Source organism: Streptomyces sp. NPDC060035 (genome assembly GCF_042736635.1).
In the GTDB taxonomy this organism is placed as follows: Bacteria; Actinomycetota; Actinomycetes; order Streptomycetales; family Streptomycetaceae; genus Streptomyces.
In genome coordinates this window covers 428,852-444,340 of sequence record NZ_JBHWVO010000003.1, presented here as the reverse complement: position 1 = coordinate 444,340, position 15,489 = coordinate 428,852, and the positions used below count along the sequence as shown (strand labels likewise).

Annotated in this window: 14 protein-coding genes; 12 read left to right on the top strand and 2 right to left on the bottom strand. The window is 70.3% G+C overall.

Annotation, left to right across the window (positions count from 1 at the left end):
- Nucleotides 1–75: 75 nt before the first annotated feature.
- The 3 genes from ACFWBQ_RS07035 (at nucleotide 76) to ACFWBQ_RS07025 (ending at nucleotide 3,264) form a co-directional block, all read left to right on the top strand.
- Complete coding sequence (locus tag ACFWBQ_RS07035; protein WP_385484952.1) at nucleotides 76–1,407, top strand: nitrate/nitrite transporter; 1,332 nt, start codon at nucleotides 76–78, stop codon at nucleotides 1,405–1,407.
- Nucleotides 1,408–1,537: 130 nt separating this feature from the next.
- On the top strand, nucleotides 1,538–2,680 hold the full coding sequence (locus ACFWBQ_RS07030) for a uroporphyrinogen-III synthase (RefSeq protein WP_385484950.1): 1,143 nt from the start codon (nucleotides 1,538–1,540) through the stop codon (nucleotides 2,678–2,680).
- Between the two features lie 20 nt (nucleotides 2,681–2,700).
- Nucleotides 2,701–3,264: a GNAT family N-acetyltransferase gene (locus tag ACFWBQ_RS07025; RefSeq protein WP_385484948.1), complete on the top strand. Its 564-nt coding sequence runs from the start codon at nucleotides 2,701–2,703 to the stop codon at nucleotides 3,262–3,264.
- On the opposite strand, the gene ACFWBQ_RS07020 is transcribed toward ACFWBQ_RS07025, so the two are convergent.
- Nucleotides 3,197–3,820, bottom strand: coding sequence for a GNAT family N-acetyltransferase (locus ACFWBQ_RS07020; RefSeq protein WP_385484946.1), 624 nt, complete (start codon nucleotides 3,818–3,820; stop codon nucleotides 3,197–3,199). The two genes, ACFWBQ_RS07025 and ACFWBQ_RS07020, sit on opposite strands and share 68 nt — an antisense overlap.
- 109 nt (nucleotides 3,821–3,929) lie before the next feature.
- Between ACFWBQ_RS07020 and ACFWBQ_RS07015 the strand changes: the two genes are divergently transcribed.
- The 6 genes from ACFWBQ_RS07015 to ACFWBQ_RS06990 all read left to right on the top strand — a co-directional run bounded on the left by ACFWBQ_RS07015 (nucleotide 3,930) and on the right by ACFWBQ_RS06990 (nucleotide 11,063).
- Complete coding sequence (locus ACFWBQ_RS07015; protein WP_385484944.1) at nucleotides 3,930–4,520, top strand: CGNR zinc finger domain-containing protein; 591 nt, start codon at nucleotides 3,930–3,932, stop codon at nucleotides 4,518–4,520.
- A gap of 103 nt (nucleotides 4,521–4,623) precedes the next feature.
- The gene (locus tag ACFWBQ_RS07010) at nucleotides 4,624–5,211 is read left to right on the top strand and encodes a sigma-70 family RNA polymerase sigma factor (protein ID WP_385484942.1); all 588 of its coding nucleotides are present in this window, start codon (nucleotides 4,624–4,626) and stop codon (nucleotides 5,209–5,211) included.
- Entirely contained in the window at nucleotides 5,208–6,083 is an 876-nt protein-coding gene (locus ACFWBQ_RS07005) for an anti-sigma factor family protein (protein ID WP_385484940.1), read from the top strand. Before ACFWBQ_RS07010 ends, ACFWBQ_RS07005 begins: the two co-directional genes overlap by 4 nt.
- An 84-nt stretch (nucleotides 6,084–6,167) precedes the next feature.
- Nucleotides 6,168–8,543 carry a HelD family protein gene (locus tag ACFWBQ_RS07000; protein ID WP_385484938.1) on the top strand — a complete coding sequence of 792 codons (2,376 nt, stop codon included), beginning with the start codon at nucleotides 6,168–6,170 and terminating at the stop codon, nucleotides 8,541–8,543.
- 426 nt (nucleotides 8,544–8,969) lie between these two features.
- The gene (locus ACFWBQ_RS06995) at nucleotides 8,970–10,403 is read left to right on the top strand and encodes an NAD-dependent malic enzyme (RefSeq protein ID WP_385484936.1); all 1,434 of its coding nucleotides are present in this window, start codon (nucleotides 8,970–8,972) and stop codon (nucleotides 10,401–10,403) included.
- A gap of 378 nt (nucleotides 10,404–10,781) precedes the next feature.
- Nucleotides 10,782–11,063, top strand: a complete 282-nt coding sequence (locus ACFWBQ_RS06990; protein WP_003968811.1) for an HU family DNA-binding protein — start codon at nucleotides 10,782–10,784, stop codon at nucleotides 11,061–11,063.
- A 343-nt stretch (nucleotides 11,064–11,406) separates the two neighbouring features.
- Here the strand turns inward: ACFWBQ_RS06990 and murA are convergent, their stop codons facing one another.
- Entirely contained in the window at nucleotides 11,407–12,747 is a 1,341-nt protein-coding gene (gene murA / locus ACFWBQ_RS06985; RefSeq protein ID WP_014155976.1) for a UDP-N-acetylglucosamine 1-carboxyvinyltransferase, read from the bottom strand.
- 298 nt (nucleotides 12,748–13,045) lie between these two features.
- Here murA and ACFWBQ_RS06980 point away from each other — a divergent pair, with 298 nt between their 5' ends.
- From ACFWBQ_RS06980 to ACFWBQ_RS06970, 3 genes are all read left to right on the top strand, one after another.
- Nucleotides 13,046–13,606, top strand: coding sequence for a YqgE/AlgH family protein (locus ACFWBQ_RS06980; protein ID WP_385484934.1), 561 nt, complete (start codon nucleotides 13,046–13,048; stop codon nucleotides 13,604–13,606).
- A gap of 30 nt (nucleotides 13,607–13,636) precedes the next feature.
- Entirely contained in the window at nucleotides 13,637–13,936 is a 300-nt protein-coding gene (locus ACFWBQ_RS06975) for a DUF3039 domain-containing protein (protein ID WP_329210492.1), read from the top strand.
- A 246-nt stretch (nucleotides 13,937–14,182) separates the two neighbouring features.
- The gene (locus ACFWBQ_RS06970) at nucleotides 14,183–15,487 is read left to right on the top strand and encodes an extracellular solute-binding protein (protein ID WP_385484931.1); all 1,305 of its coding nucleotides are present in this window, start codon (nucleotides 14,183–14,185) and stop codon (nucleotides 15,485–15,487) included.
- Nucleotides 15,488–15,489: the final 2 nt, after the last annotated feature.

Here is a 15,489-nt window from a genome sequence, read left to right as displayed (position 1 = left end):
CCTCGCGGCACCGCACCGAAACGCGGGTTCCATAACGTCGGCAGGACAACACCCCGACCCCTGTGGAGGCGCGTGATGGCCGGTCGTTGGATCGAACAGTGGGAGCCGGAGGACGAGACCTTCTGGCGTGAGTCCGGCGAGCGCGTGGCACGGCGGAACCTGTGGTTCTCCGTGCTCTCGGAGCACATCGGATTCTCGATCTGGTCCCTGTGGTCCGTCATGGTCCTGTTCATGGGACCCGAGTACGGGATCGACCCCGCCGGGAAGTTCTTCCTGATCTCCACGGCCACCCTGGTCGGTGCCGTCGTCCGGGTGCCGTACACCTTCGCGGTCGCGTTGTTCGGCGGGCGCAACTGGACCGTGGTCAGCGCGCTGACGCTCCTGGTGCCGACCGTTGCCGCCTTCACGGTGATGGAACCCGGTACCTCGTACACCACCTTCATCGTCGTCGCCGCTCTCACCGGTATCGGCGGCGGCAACTTCGCCTCGTCGATGACGAACATCAACGCCTTCTTCCCGCTCCGCAAGAAGGGCTGGGCCCTCGGGCTCAACGCGGGCGGCGGCAACATCGGCGTGCCCGTCGTCCAGCTCATCGGCCTGCTGGTGATCGGCACGGCCGGCGCCGCGCACCCGCGGATCGTGCTCGGCGTCTACGTACCGCTGATCATCGTCGCCGCGCTCTGCGCCGCCTTGCGCATGGACAACCTCCGGCCCGTCCAGAACGACACCGGGGCCGCTGTCCAGGCCGCACGCGACCCGCACACCTGGATCATGGCGGTGCTCTACATCGGCACCTTCGGCTCGTTCATCGGCTACAGCTTCGCCTTCGGCCTCGTCCTGCAGACGCAGTTCGGCCGTACCCCGCTGCAGGCCGCCTCGCTCACCTTCATCGGACCGCTGCTCGGTTCCCTGATCAGGCCCGCGGGCGGCTGGCTCGCCGACCGGTACGGCGGCGCCCGGATCACGCTGTGGAACTTCGCGGCGATGGCCGCGGCGACCGGTGTCGTCGTCTACGCCTCCGGGATCGAGTCCCTCTCCGTCTTCCTCATCGGATTCATCGCCCTGTTCGTGCTGACGGGACTCGGCAACGGTTCGACGTTCAAGATGATCCCGGGCATCTTCCACGCCAAGGCGATCAGCAAGGGCCTGCGAGGCGAGGAGGCGGCGGCGTACGGACGCCGACTGTCCGGTGCGGCCATGGGCCTCATCGGTGCGGTCGGGGCACTGGGCGGCCTCGCGATCAACCTCGCTTTCCGCCAGTCCTTCGCGACCTCGGGCGCCGGGACGGCCGCCTTCTGGTCCTTCCTGGTCTTCTACGCCGTCTGCTTCACCCTCACGTGGGCGGTATACCTTCGCCGGACCGCGCCTGTGGCCGCGAAGCCCCAGCTCAGCTACGCCGAGGTGTGAGGATGACCACAAGGCGTCATGTGACGTAACGGGCGGGAAATACAGGCGAACCGAGACTGTCACGCAGGGTTGGCAGTCTCGGTCCTCCGTACCATCGAGCAGCAGCGGGACGAGAGCCGGGTATCACGCCATGCACGACGACGCACAGCACGGCCCCCTCGCGGGCTTCACGGTCGGGGTGACCGCCGCCCGTCGCGCCGAGGAGCTCGGGACGCTCCTCCAGCGGAGGGGCGCCGCGGTTCTGCACGCTCCCGCCCTGCGGATCGTGCCGCTCGCGGACGACAGCGAACTCCTGGCCGCCACCAAGGAACTGATCGACGACGCACCCGATGTCGTGATCGCCACCACGGCCATCGGCTTCCGGGGCTGGGTGGAGGCCGCCGACGGCTGGGGCATCGGTGACCAGCTCCTGGACCTGCTGCGCGGCATCGAGCTGCTCGCCCGTGGCCCCAAGGTCAAGGGCGCCATCCGGGCAGCCGGGCTCACCGAGGCCTGGTCGCCCGGGTCCGAGTCGATGGCCGAGGTGCTGGACCGGCTGCTCGGCGAGGGCGTCGAAGGACGCCGTGTCGCCCTCCAGCTGCACGGCGAACCGCTGCCCGGCTTCGTCGAGTCGCTCCGGGCGGCGGGCGCCGAGGTCGTCGGCGTACCCGTCTACCGGTGGATGCCCCCGGAGGACATCGCCCCGCTCGACCGGATGCTCGACGTCACGGTCGCCCGCGGGCTGGACGCCCTCACCTTCACGAGCGCCCCCGCCGCCGCTTCGTACCTGAACCGGGCCGAGGCACGCGGAATGCTCCCGGAGGTCCTGTCCGCCCTGAACCACGACGTCATCACGGCCTGCGTGGGGCCGGTCACCGCACTGCCCCTGCAGGCCCTGGGCATCGACACCGTCCAGCCGGAACGCTTCCGGCTCGGCCCGCTCGTCCAGGTGCTCTGCACCCAGCTGCCCGCCCGCGCCCGCACCCTCCCGGTCGCCGGCCACGTGCTGGAGATCCGCGGGCAGGCCGCGCTGGTCGACGCCGCCCTGCGTCCCGTGCCGCCCGCGGGCATGGCCCTCCTGCACACGCTGGCCCGCAGGCCGGGCTGGGTGGTGTCGCGCGCCGATCTGCTGCGGGCGCTGCCCGGCTCCGGCACGGACGAGCACGCGGTGGAGACGGCGATGGCCCGGCTCCGTACGGCGCTGGGCGTGCCGAGGCTGATCCAGACGGTCGTCAAGCGCGGCTACCGGCTGGCGCTGGACCCGTCGGCGGATACCAAGTACGCCGATTCCTGACGGGTCGCTACCGTGCGGGGATGATCGACGACACTCATCCCCTGGTTGCCGGCGTCCGGTTGAGGCCTGCGACGCTCGGCGACGCCGAGTCCTTTGCCGAGACCCTGACCCGCAGCCGTGCGTACATGCGCCGCTGGGAGCCCGTGCGGCCCGAGGCCTTCTACACCCCGCAGGGCCAGGCCCAGCGCCTGGCCGGGCTGCTGGCGGACCGGGACGCCGGCCGGGCCATGCCCTGGGTCCTGGCCGATGACGAGGACCGGGTCGTGGGTGCGATGACGCTCGCCTCGATCGAGCGCGGTCCGTTCCGCAACGGCAGGCTCGGCTACTGGGTCGACGTCGACCGGGCGGGACAGGGGCTGGCGACCGCCGCAGTCGGCCGGGTCTGCGAGGCGGCGCGGGACGAGCTCGGGCTGCACCGGATCGAGGCCGGGACGGTCGTGGACAACGCGGCCTCGCAACGGGTGCTGACGAAGGCCGGGTTCGAGCACATCGGTACGGCGCCCCGCTATCTGCACATCAACGGTGCGTGGCAGGACCACCGGCTGTTCCAGCGGATCCTGCACGAGGGCCCGCCGCAGCGCTGAGCGGTTCCTGTGGTGCGAGGGGGGCCTGCCGGACGTGCCGGTGGCCGGCGAGCGGGTACTGCGGGGGCCATGCGGGGATGACCTCGGCGAGCGTGTAGCCGGCCTTCTCCGCGACCCGGCAGGACGCCTCGTTGTCCACCTGGTGGAGCAGCTCCAGCCGCCGCAGGCCCTCCGCGGCGAACGTGGTGAACGCCCAGTCGGTCAGCGCCCCGAGCGCCTGCGGCGCCACGCCCCGGCCGCGTGCCGCCGCCGATGTCCAGTAACCCGCCTCGGCGCTCTGCGCACCGGGCACGGGGCGTTTCAGGGAGAGGTTGCCGACGAGTTCGCCACCCCGCGTCGTGTCGGTCACGGCGAAGCTGAACCGCTTGCCGGACGCCCACCCGTCCCGCTGGATCGCCATCCACCGCTCCGCGTCCGCGACATCGGACACCGGCATGTTCACCCACTGCCGCATCGCGGGGTCGTCGTGCGCCGTGAGAAGCGCCGGGATGTCGTCCGGGCGCCAGGGGCGCAGCAGCAGCGGCCCGGCCGTCAGCCTGACCGTCTCGTCGTTCATGGGGACACGGTACGGCGGTGGCCCGGGCGGCAGGAGGGGTTCCGGGCGGGGCCGGAGACGGGCACTCTGGGGGTGACTCCCACGGTGGACCCAGGGCGGTGACAGGCGCATGGCGGCGGGCCCGAGCTCGTACGGCTGGCGTTTCGACGCGGGCCGGATCTGTCTGGACCTGGTGGCGACGGGGATGGGGACCTCCGGTGCCTGCGAGCAGCTCGACCGCCCCGCACGGCTCGCCGACTGGCTGGTGGCGTCCGGGCTGGTTCCGAAGGGGACGCCGCTGGCGGCTGTGGACGACAGCTGGGTGGCGCGCTTCCGGGAGTTACGGGCGGGCATCGACCTGCTGATGACCGCCGAGCCGGCCGGCCGCAGCGCCGATGGCGCTCTGGACCGGATCAACGCACTGGCGGCCGTGGCGCCCCCGGGTCTGCGGGCGGTCCGGGGCAAGGGCGGCGTGCTCGTACGGGCGCTGAGCGGCGGCCCCGCGTGCGACGCACTGCTGGCGGCGGTGGCCCGGGACGCCGTGGAGCTGCTGACGGATCCGGTGGCCAGGGCGGGGCTGCGCCGTTGCGAGGGCGATGCCTGCGGGCGGCTCTACCTGGACACGTCACGGGGGCGGCGGCGCCGTTGGTGCTCCAGCGAGGTCTGCGGCAACCGGGAGCGGGTGGCCCGGCACCGCCGCCGGGTCAAGGCCGTTTCGTGAACCACGGGCCGTCAAAGAAAGTTGAGCGTCCGTTGAATGAACCGGAGCCCGCTTGCGTATCGATGGTCACAGAGCTCGACAGGGTCTCGACCGGGAGGTTCGTGTGCGCAAGGATGCGGCCGTGGCCGATGACCGTCCCCATAGGGCTCGACATCGCAGTGAACCGCCCCCGTCTCCCTCCGCCGTCCCCGACGAGGAGCTGATGCGGGCGCTCTACCGCGAACATGCCGGTCCCCTGCTCGCCTACGTGCTCCGCCTCGTCGCGGGCGACCGACAGCGGGCCGAGGACGTTGTGCAGGAGACGCTCATCCGTGCCTGGAAGAACGCCGGCTCGCTCAACCGGGCGACCGGCTCAGTCCGCCCCTGGCTGGTGACGGTCGCCCGGCGCATCGTCATCGACGGCCACCGCAGCCGGCAGGCCCGGCCGCGCGAGGTCGATCCGTCGCCGCTGGAGGTCATTCCCGCGGAGGACGAGATTGACAAGGCGTTGTGGCTGATGACGCTCTCGGACGCGCTCGACGATTTGACCCCGGCTCACCGGGAAGCATTGGTCGAGACCTACTTCAAGGGCCGTACGGTCAACGAGGCCGCCGAGGTACTCGGCATCCCCAGCGGGACTGTGCGGTCCCGGGTTTTCTACGCACTTCGTTCCATGAAGCTCGCACTCGAGGAGAGGGGGATCACGGCATGAGCGAGAACGAGTGGCAGCCGTTCGGGCCCCGGCCGACGGGTCCCCGCGGCCCATCGGGGCCGTCAGGCCCCCCACGCCCGTCCGCGGGCCCCTTCGAGTTCCCTGTGGAGGGCCCGGAGCACGACGCCGCCGGTGCCTATGTCCTGGGCATCCTGGACGACGCCGAGGCGAGCGCCTTCGAGGCCCATCTGGCCGGCTGCGCGCTGTGCGCCGCCCACCTCGACGAATTCGCCGGGATGGAACCCATGCTGGCGATGCTCGCGGAGGCCCCTGCGGCCCTCCCCGGCGCCCGCCCCGTCCCGCACGTCCCCGAGCGGCCGGCGCCGCGGCTGCTGGACAGCCTGGTCGACGAGGTCGCGCAGAAGCGGGCGCAGCGGCGGCGGCGCAGCAGGTATCTGATCGCGGCGGCCGCGGTTCTTGTGATCGGTGGCCCCGTGCTCGCGGTCGTGGCCACCGGCGACGACACCACAGGCAGAACGGTCCAGGCGGCCGATCCGCATCCGACGAGCCCGGCCGAGGACGCCTTCTTCCATCACATGACGGAGAAACTGCAGGCGACGGACCCCACCACCCGGGTCGACGCCACGGTCGGCATGGAGCCCAAGGCCTGGGGGACGCACACGGTCCTGGAGCTGAAGAACGTCAAGGGCCCGCAGAAATGCAGCCTGATCGCCGTGTCCAAGACCGGAGAGGAGGAGGTCGTCACCTCCTGGTCCGTCCCGCAGTGGGGGTACGGGATCGAGAATTCCACGCACGCGACCGCAAAGTACCCGCTGTACGTGCACGGCGGCGCGGCGATGGCGCGCAACGACATCGACCACTTCGAGGTGCGGACCTTCGACGGCGAGCGGCTGGTGGAGATCGACGCGTAATCGCAATCCGGGCGGCAGGTGCGCTGAGGGCCCCTTTTCGCGTACGGTTGACGGCTGCCCAATGCACGTCAGAAGGGGGCCTCGGTGGCCGCGCAGGATGCCGCTGTCGATTCGTTGCGGGACCGGGAAATCGGTGTCGAACAAACACATCTGGACCGGGTCTACCACCGTCTCGAAGAGAAGATCGACGAGGCGGAATTTCTCATGCACGACGCCGGTAAACGGGGTCAGGTCGGTACGCCGGGTGCGCTCGCGGAGCGGGACGCCCAGGTCTTCCGTGCCGGGGTCCACCTCAACCGGCTGAACAGTGAGTTCGAAGACTTTCTCTTCGGGCGGATCGACCTGCTCCTCGGCAAGGACGGCGAACGCGGCCCGGACGGTGCGTTCACCTCCGTCGAGCCCGCCGACGACGCCGTACGTCAGGACAGCACCGCCGATGTCGCGGAGACGCTCCACATCGGCCGCATAGGAGTACTCGACTCCGACTACGCGCCGCTGGTGATCGACTGGCGCGCCCCGGCCGCCGCGCCGTTCTACCGGTCGACGCCCAAGGACCCGGGCAGGGTCGTACGCCGACGGGTCATCCGCTCCAAGGGCCGCAAGGTCCTCGGGGTCGAGGACGACCTCATGCGTCCGGAGCTGACCGCGTACCTGGGCGGCGACAAGCTGCCCGTCATCGGCGACGGCGCTCTGATGGCCGCGCTCGGCCAGGCCCGCAGCCACACCATGCGGGACATCGTCTCGTCCATCCAGGCCGAGCAGGACCTGGTGATCCGCGCCCCCGCGGCCTCCGTCACGGAGGTCTCCGGAGGGCCCGGCACCGGCAAGACGGCGGTCGCCCTGCACCGGGCCGCGTATCTGCTCTACCAGGACCGGCGCCGGTACGCGGGCGGCATCCTGGTCGTCTCGCCGACGCCGCTCCTGGTCGCGTACACCGAAGGGGTGCTGCCCTCGCTCGGCGAGGAGGGCCAGGTGGCGATCCGTGCCGTCGGCTCGCTGTCCGACGAGGCGGCGGGCGTCGAGGGCGCCACCACGTACGACGAGCCGGCCGTCGCCCGGATCAAGGGCTCCTCCCGGATGCTCCACGTGCTGCGCAAGGTGGCCCGCGGGGCGCTGGAGCAGCCCGCGCCCCGGCCCGCCGCCCAGGAGGGTCAGCTGTCGTTCGGAGAGGCGGAGGCCCCGGACGGTGCAGTCACCCCCACCCAGCTGAGGGTGGTGGTCTTCGGCGCCCGCGTCGAGCTGAACGCGGACGAGCTCCGGCGCATCCGGCACAACGTCCTCGGCGGCACCGCTCCCGTCAACCTGCTGCGCCCGCGCGCCCGCAAGCTGCTCCTGGACGCCCTGTGGAACAAGTCGTCGGGCCGGGGCCGCTACACCGACCCCGAACTCGCCGCCGAGCTCCGTTCGTCCTTCGACGAGGACGTCTCCACCGAGACCCCGTTCCTCACGTTCCTGAACGCCTGGTGGCCGGAACTCACCCCTCGCCGGGTGCTGGCCGCGATGGCCGACGAGCGGCGGCTGGGCCGGTGGGCGCGCCGGATCCTCAACCCGGGCGAGGTGCGCCGCCTCGCCCGTTCGCTGAAGCGGCTGGACGGGGACGGCAAGGGCCCGCTCTCCGTCCACGACGTGGCGCTCCTGGACGAGCTGCAGACGCTGGTGGGGACCCCGCACCGCCCGAAGCGGAAGCGTGAGCTCGACCCGCTGGACCAGCTCACCGGTCTGGAGGAGCTGATGCCGCAGCGCGAGGAGACCCAGTGGGAGCGGGCGGAGCGGCTGGCGGCGGAGCGTACCGAGTACGCCCACGTCATCGTCGACGAGGCGCAGGACCTGACGCCCATGCAGTGGCGCATGGTCGGCCGCCGCGGCCGGCACGCCACCTGGACGATCGTCGGCGACGCGGCGCAGTCCTCCTGGTCCGACCCGGACGAGGCGTCCGCGGCGCGGGACGAGGCGCTCGGCAACCGGCCGCGGCGCCGGTTCACCCTTACGGTCAACTACCGCAACCCGGCGGAGATCGCCGAGCTGGCGGCGAAGGTGCTGGCGCTCGCGATGCCGGGAATGAAATCCCCGGTGGCGGTGCGCTCGACGGGGGTGAAACCGCGCTTCGAGACCGTACGGGACGGGGACCTCGCCGAGGTCGTCCGCGAGGAGGCGCGCAGACTGCTCGCCGAGGTGGACGGCACCGTCGGCGTGGTCGTCGCGATGGACCGGCGCGCCGAGGCCCGCGCCTGGCTGGCGGAGCTCGGCGAGCGGGTGGTTGCGCTGGGCAGCCTGGAGGCGAAGGGCCTGGAGTACGACGCCACGGTCGTCGTCTCGCCCGCGGAGATCGCGGACGAGTCCCCGGCGGGCCTGCGGGTGCTGTACGTGGCGCTCACCCGGGCGACGCAGCAGCTGACCGTGATCTCGGGGGAGCGTGACATGCCGGACGCGGACGGTGTTCCCGACCTGCTGAGGGACTGAGGGGACGCGGGCTGCTGCAGGCGGAGGCACTTTTCCGAGTCAACCCGTCGCGCAGGAATCACTTCTCCAGGGTGTTTGTTAGCCTGGTGTTGGCACCGGCTCGATCCAAGCCCCCGGGCCCAACCTTCGTCGCTTCGAGCGACCACTTGCCGCGAGGCGAGCATGGCGGGTCGGTGCCGCTTACGTGAAGAGACGGACCCGCGTCACCTGAGGGTGGCGCGGGTCTGTTTTCGTTTCTGCGGGGCGCACGGACCGGACAGGGGTTCCCTCGAACGAGTAACTTCTCGTATGGTGGAATAAATTTTCCGAAAGATGGCAGTCATTACCGGCTACCCGCCGGTAGGTGCGACGATCGGAACGCGCGTACGGGGTCGATCCCATGTGTGTGCGACAGCAATGAAGCTCAGGACAGCGAAGGACTCGGCCATGGCAACGGCGCCCAGCGTCTCGTACTCGATGACGGTCAGGCTGGAGGTGCCCGCGAGCGGCACAGCGGTCTCCCAGCTCACCACGGCCGTGGAGTCCTCCGGGGGTTCGGTCACCGGCCTCGATGTGACCGCTTCCGGCCACGAGAAGCTGCGGATCGACGTCACCATCGCGGCATCCTCCACCTCGCACGCGGACGAGATCGTCGAAGGTCTGCGCGACATCGAGGGTGTCGTCCTCGGCAAGGTCTCCGACCGAACGTTCCTGATGCACCTCGGCGGCAAGATCGAGATGGCGTCCAAGCACCCCATCCGCAACCGTGACGACCTCTCGATGATCTACACCCCGGGTGTGGCCCGGGTCTGCATGGCGATCGCCGAGAACCCCGAGGACGCCCGCCGTCTGACCATCAAGCGCAACTCCGTCGCCGTGGTCACGGACGGCTCCGCGGTGCTGGGCCTCGGCAACATCGGCCCGATGGCGGCGCTTCCCGTGATGGAGGGCAAGGCGGCCCTGTTCAAGCGCTTCGCCGGCATCGACGCCTGGCCGATCTGCCTGGACACCCAGGACACCGACGCCATCGTCGAGATCGTCAAGGCGATCGCCCCGGGCTTCGCGGGCATCAATCTCGAGGACATCTCCGCCCCCCGCTGCTTCGAGATCGAGGCACGGCTGCGCGAGGCCCTGGACATCCCCGTCTTCCACGACGACCAGCACGGCACGGCGATCGTCGTCCTCGCGGCGCTGACCAACGCGCTGCGTGTGGTCGACAAGGCGATCGGTGATGTACGGGTCGTCATGTCGGGCGCGGGAGCCGCCGGTACGGCCATCCTGAAGCTGCTCATCGCCGCGGGCGTCAAGCACGCGGTCGTCGCCGACATCCACGGAGTGGTGCACGCGGGCCGCGAGGACCTCGTCTCCGCCGACCCCGACTCGCCGCTGCGCTGGATCGCCGACAACACCAACCCCGAGGGCGTCACCGGCACCCTCAAGCAGGCCGTCGTCGGCGCCGACGTCTTCATCGGGGTCTCCGCCCCCAACGTCCTGAACGGCGACGACGTCGCCGCGATGGCCGACGGTGCGATCGTGTTCGCCCTCGCCAACCCGGACCCCGAGGTGGACCCGACAATCGCCCGCGAGACGGCGGCAGTTGTGGCCACCGGCCGCTCCGACTTCCCGAACCAGATCAACAACGTCCTGGTCTTCCCGGGCGTCTTCCGCGGTCTGCTGGACGCTCAGTCCCGCACCGTCAACACGGAGATGATGCTCGCCGCTGCGCGTGCCCTCGCGGGTGTCGTCGCCGAGGACGAGGTGAACGCGAACTACATCATCCCGTCGGTCTTCAACGACAAGGTCGCGGGAGCGGTCGCGGGCGCGGTCCGCAACGCCGCGAAGGCGGCAGGAGCCGCCGGAGCGACGCCGGATCCCGCCTAGCACACGCCGTCCGCGGGGGTCGGCCACGGCCCCTGTGGACGGTGCCGTACCTCACGTCCGCGCGCCCCGTACGGCGCGTCGCGGGTCGCGGCGTCCCAAACGCCCCTTTAGGGTGGGCGGGCAGCGAGCCCCACAGGCCCGGCATCCGCTGCGGACCGCTTCAAGAAGTCGACGGAACGTCACCACGGGCAATCAGTGGCGCTTTTCGTGTGACGTCGAGGGGTTCCGGATTGGCGTTACCGCCGCAGGTGGGGGCAGGATGCGTATTCGGGCGCGAGGGTCTGACATCAGACCCGGGTCCGGGGACTGTCAGAGGGCCCTGGCAGCATCGGCTTCGATCTCACGCCTCACAGGCAAGAAGAACACGGGAGTAACAACATGAACCGCAGTGAGCTGGTGGCCGCCCTGGCCGACCGTGCCGAGGTGACCCGCAAGGACGCCGACGCCGTTCTGGCCGCCCTCGCCGAGACCGTCGGCGAGATCGTCGCCAAGGGCGACGAGAAGGTCACCATCCCCGGCTTCCTGACCTTCGAGCGCACCCACCGTGCCGCTCGCACCGCTCGTAACCCGCAGACCGGCGACCCGATCAACATCCCGGCCGGCTACAGCGTGAAGGTCTCCGCGGGCTCGAAGCTCAAGGAAGCCGCCAAGGGCAAGTAAGCCCCGTAGGCATCAAGAAGGGCGGCCGTCCTGACCGGGACGGCCGCCCTTCGGCATGCCCGGAGGAATGTCGTGGCACCCGAGGACCCCGCCGGCGCCGCACAGGGCCCGTACGGCCGCCGTGAGCCCCAGGTGTACGGAGTTGGGCGGTTGAGCCCCGTACGGGGCTGTACGGGCGTCCTGCGGCGCCTGTGAGGGGGAGTCCGGTGGTCAGCGGTGGGTGGCCACAGCAGTCCGCCGCCCCGGTCCCTTGTGCGGGGCCGGGGCGGCGGACTGTTGTGCGGGGGGCGCAATGCTGTGTGCGGCAGCACTGTGCGCAGGCCGGAGCGCGTCCGGCGCGGTGTCAGACGAGTGAACCGCCCGGCAGCTCGACCTTCGCACCGAGCTTCTCGAGCTTGTCCATGAAGTTCTCGTAGCCGCGGTTGATCAGATCGATGCCGTGCACCCGGGACGTTCCCTGCGCCGCCAGAGCGGCGATCAGATACGAGAACCCGCCACGCAGGTCAGGGATGACCAGATCCGCGCCCTGGAGCTTCGTGGGTCCGGACACGACCGCCGAGTGCAGGAAGTTCCGCTGGCCGAATCGGCAGTCGGAGCCCCCGAGGCACTCGCGGTAGAGCTGGATGTGCGCACCCATCTGGTTGAGCGCCGAGGTGAAGCCGAGCCGGGACTCGTACACCGTCTCGTGGACGATCGACAGGCCCGCGGCCTGCGTCAGGGCCACCACGAGCGGCTGCTGCCAGTCGGTCTGGAAACCGGGGTGGACGTCCGTCTCCAGCGCGATGGCGTTCAGCGCGCCGCCCGGGTGCCAGAAGCGGATGCCCTCGTCGTCGATCTCGAAGGCGCCGCCGACCCTACGGAAGGTGTTGAGGAACGTCATCATCGAACGCTGCTGGGCGCCGCGCACGTAGATGTTGCCCTCGGTCGCCAGTGCCGCCGACGCCCAGGAGGCCGCCTCCAGGCGGTCCGGGATCGCCCGGTGCGTGTAACCGTCGAGCCTGTCGACACCCGTGATCCGGATCGTCCGGTCGGTGTCCATGGAGATGATCGCGCCCATCTTCTGCAGTACGCAGATGAGGTCCTCGATCTCCGGCTCGACGGCCGCGTTGGACAGCTCGGTGACGCCCTCGGCGAGGACGGCGGTCAGCAGGACCTGCTCGGTGGAGCCCACCGACGGGTACGGCAGCCGGATCTTCGTGCCGCGCAGTCGCTGCGGGGCCTCCAGGTACTGGCCGTCCGCCCGCTTCTCGATGGTCGCGCCGAACTGGCGCAGCACCTCGAAGTGGAAGTCGATCGGCCGTCCGCCGATGTCGCAGCCGCCGAGCCCCGGGATGAACGCGTGGCCCAGGCGGTGCAGCAACGGACCGCAGAAGAGGATCGGGATGCGCGACGAGCCCGCGTGGGCGTCGATGTCGGCGACGTTCGCGCTCTCGACGTGCGAAGGGTCGAGGATGAGTTCGCCCGGCTCGTCACCTGGGCGGACGGTCACACCGTGCAGCTGCAGCAGTCCCCGGACCACCCGCACATCGCGGATGTCGGGCACGTTGCGCAGCCGGCTGGGCCCGCTGCCGAGCAGCGCGGCGACCATTGCCTTCGGCACCAGGTTCTTGGCGCCTCGGACGCGGATCTCGCCCTCCAGCGGGGTGCCGCCGTGGACAAGCAGGACATCGTCTGTGCCGGTCATGTATCTCGCGTTCCGGAGTGGTCGGGCAGGGGGCCATCGAAAAGGGTAATGGCCCCCCACCCCCCTTCCGTAAGTCACAGGGGGGTATACGAACGTCATGAATCCGCCACAACACGTTCTGCCCCACAAGCCTTGCGGAGGGTTACCGTCAACAAGGCGGTCCGATCCGGTCGGATTCGTGCGCTCCCCGTGCGCCTGTGCCGCATCCGTGCGCCCTGAGCTGCAGGCGTATGCCCCGCGGCGGCCGTGAGGGCCACTTGGTCCCCACGGAGGGCGAAGATGCGGGATCATTTCTGCCATGACCGAGGTGTCCTCGCTCACAGGGCGGCTGCTCGTGGCCGCACCCGCCCTGGCGGACCCGAATTTCGACCGCGCGGTGGTGCTTCTCCTCGACCACGACGAGGAGGGCTCGCTCGGCGTCGTCCTGAACCGCCCGACCCCGGTCGGCGTCGGTGACATCCTCGCGTCCTGGGCCGGTCTGACCGGTGAGCCGGACGTGGTCTTCCAGGGGGGCCCGGTCTCCCTCGACTCGGCGCTGGGTGTGGCTGTGATCCCCGGCGACGAGGGGCCCCTGGGCTGGCGCCGGGTGCACGGGGCGATCGGCCTGGTGGACCTGGAGGCGCCGCCGGAGCTGCTGGCCGCGGCTCTCGGTTCGCTGCGGATCTTCGCGGGGTACGCGGGCTGGGGACCCGGACAGCTCGAGGCGGAGCTGACGGACGGCGCCTGGTACGTGGTCGAGTCGGAGCCGGGCGACGTGTCGTCGCCCCGCCCGGAGAGTCTCTGGCGGGCCGTTCTGCGGCGTCAGCGCAGCGAGCTCGCCATGATCGCGACGTATCCGGACGACCCTTCCCTGAACTGATGTCCTGAGCTTTCAGTACGCTTGGCAGTTATGAGCACTCTTGAGCCCGAGCGCGGGGCAGGTACGGGGACCCTCGTAGAGCCGACGCCACAGGTGTCGAACGGCGACGGCGACCACGAGCGCTACGCCCATTACGTCCAGAAGGACAAAATCATGGCGAGCGCCCTGGAGGGCACTCCCGTGGTGGCACTGTGCGGCAAGGTCTGGGTACCGGGGCGCGACCCCAAGAAGTATCCGGTCTGTCCCATGTGCAAGGAGATCTACGAGTCCATGGGCGCCGGCGGCGACAAGGACAAGGGCAAGGGCGGCAAGGACAGCAGCAAGAAGTAGTCCGCGGCCTTTTGTCACCCTCCGGGTCCTGACCCCCGGGGCATGCAGCGATGCGAGCCCCGGGGGTCTTTCGCATGCCCGGGGCCGGGTGGGGGAATGCGGTGTGCGTTGCACGGGCTGCGCCGGGGGTCACAGAGTGGTTGAGACCACTTGTCGGCGTGCTGGTGCGCCCTTACTCTCCTGCATGTTGTGCAGAACGAAACGTGCGTTGCACGGGATGCAACGACTGACCGGTAAGGGTTCCGGATGAAGCTTTCTGCCCGAATTGCCGCCCCGGCCGCGGCGCTTGTGCTGGCGGGCCTCACCGCCACCGCCTGCGCGCCCCAGACCTCCGACACCGGCGCCGAGGGGGACAAGAAGAGCGGCACGCTTCGCGTCTGGCTCTTCCAGGAGGTCGGCAACAAGCCCAAGGAGAAGGTCGTCGACGCGGCCGTCGCCGACTTCGAGAAGTCCCACGAGGGGGCGAAGGTCGAAGTCGAGTACATACCGGTCGACACCCGGGCCCAGCGCATCAAGGCAGCCTTCAACGACCCGAAGAGCGCCCCCGACCTCATCGAGTACGGCAACACGGACACGGCCGGATACGTGAAGGACGGCGGGCTGGCCGATGTGAGCAAGGAGTTCGCGGCCTGGGACGAGGCCAAGGACACCGACCCGACCGCCAAGCAGTCCGTGACGGTCGACGGCCAGGTGTACGGGGCGCCGCTCTTCGTCGGCGTACGGGCGCTGTACTACCGCACCGACATCTTCGAGGACCTCGGCATCGAGCCTCCGAAGTCCCAGGCCGAGCTGATCTCCACGGCCAGGAAGGTCCATGAGGAGAAGCCGGACCTCTACGGCCTCGCGGTCGGCGGCGCGTACACCTACGGAGCGATGCCCTTCATCTGGGCGCACGGCGGCGAACTGGCCGACGAGACCGGGGTGAGCTACGAGTCGGCCATCAACAGCGAGAAGGCGCGCAAGGGCATCGAGGCCTACACCTCGCTCTTCGGTGACGACAACTGCCCCGCCGCCAAGTGCGCGGCGATGGGCGGCAACGCGACCGTCACCGCCTTCGCGTCCGGCAAGGCGGCCATGGCGATCGGCGGCGACTTCAGTCACGCGGCCGTCGAGGCGGGCGCCGTGAAGGGCAAGTACGCCGTCGTGCCGGTGCCGGGCGTGGCGAAGGGCTCGATCGCTCCGGCGTTCGCCGGTGGCAACAACATCGGCGTACTCAAGAGCAGTTCGCACCGCACCCTCGCCGTCGACCTCATGAAGTCGCTGACCGGCAAGAAGACGCAGGCGAAGATGTTCGACGCGATGGGCTTCCTGCCGACGTACACGGACGTGCGGGCCACGGTCGCGGAGAAGGAGCCCTTCGTCGAGCCGTTCGTCAACTCGCTGGGCGAGGGCGCCAAGTTCGTCCCCGCCTCCCCGGCCTGGGGCCAGATCGACGCCTCGCTGGTTCTGCCGACGATGTTCCAGGAGATCGTCAGCGGCCGTAAGGACGTGGCAGCCGCCTCGGACGACGCGGCGAAGAAGATGGACGCGGCGTTCGCCGACGCGGGCTGACC

Coding starts and splice junctions, on each gene's coding strand:
- ACFWBQ_RS06980 (WP_385484934.1), top strand. CDS start 13,046: ATGACCGAGGTGTCCTCGCTCACAGGGCGGCTGCTCGTGGCCGCACCC.
- ACFWBQ_RS06995 (WP_385484936.1), top strand. CDS start 8,970: ATGGCAACGGCGCCCAGCGTCTCGTACTCGATGACGGTCAGGCTGGAG.
- ACFWBQ_RS06970 (WP_385484931.1), top strand. CDS start 14,183: ATGAAGCTTTCTGCCCGAATTGCCGCCCCGGCCGCGGCGCTTGTGCTG.
- ACFWBQ_RS07035 (WP_385484952.1), top strand. CDS start 76: ATGGCCGGTCGTTGGATCGAACAGTGGGAGCCGGAGGACGAGACCTTC.
- ACFWBQ_RS07020 (WP_385484946.1), bottom strand. CDS start 3,820: ATGAACGACGAGACGGTCAGGCTGACGGCCGGGCCGCTGCTGCTGCGC.
- ACFWBQ_RS06990 (WP_003968811.1), top strand. CDS start 10,782: ATGAACCGCAGTGAGCTGGTGGCCGCCCTGGCCGACCGTGCCGAGGTG.
- murA (WP_014155976.1), bottom strand. CDS start 12,747: ATGACCGGCACAGACGATGTCCTGCTTGTCCACGGCGGCACCCCGCTG.
- ACFWBQ_RS06975 (WP_329210492.1), top strand. CDS start 13,637: ATGAGCACTCTTGAGCCCGAGCGCGGGGCAGGTACGGGGACCCTCGTA.
- ACFWBQ_RS07025 (WP_385484948.1), top strand. CDS start 2,701: ATGATCGACGACACTCATCCCCTGGTTGCCGGCGTCCGGTTGAGGCCT.
- ACFWBQ_RS07005 (WP_385484940.1), top strand. CDS start 5,208: ATGAGCGAGAACGAGTGGCAGCCGTTCGGGCCCCGGCCGACGGGTCCC.
- ACFWBQ_RS07015 (WP_385484944.1), top strand. CDS start 3,930: ATGGCGGCGGGCCCGAGCTCGTACGGCTGGCGTTTCGACGCGGGCCGG.
- ACFWBQ_RS07030 (WP_385484950.1), top strand. CDS start 1,538: ATGCACGACGACGCACAGCACGGCCCCCTCGCGGGCTTCACGGTCGGG.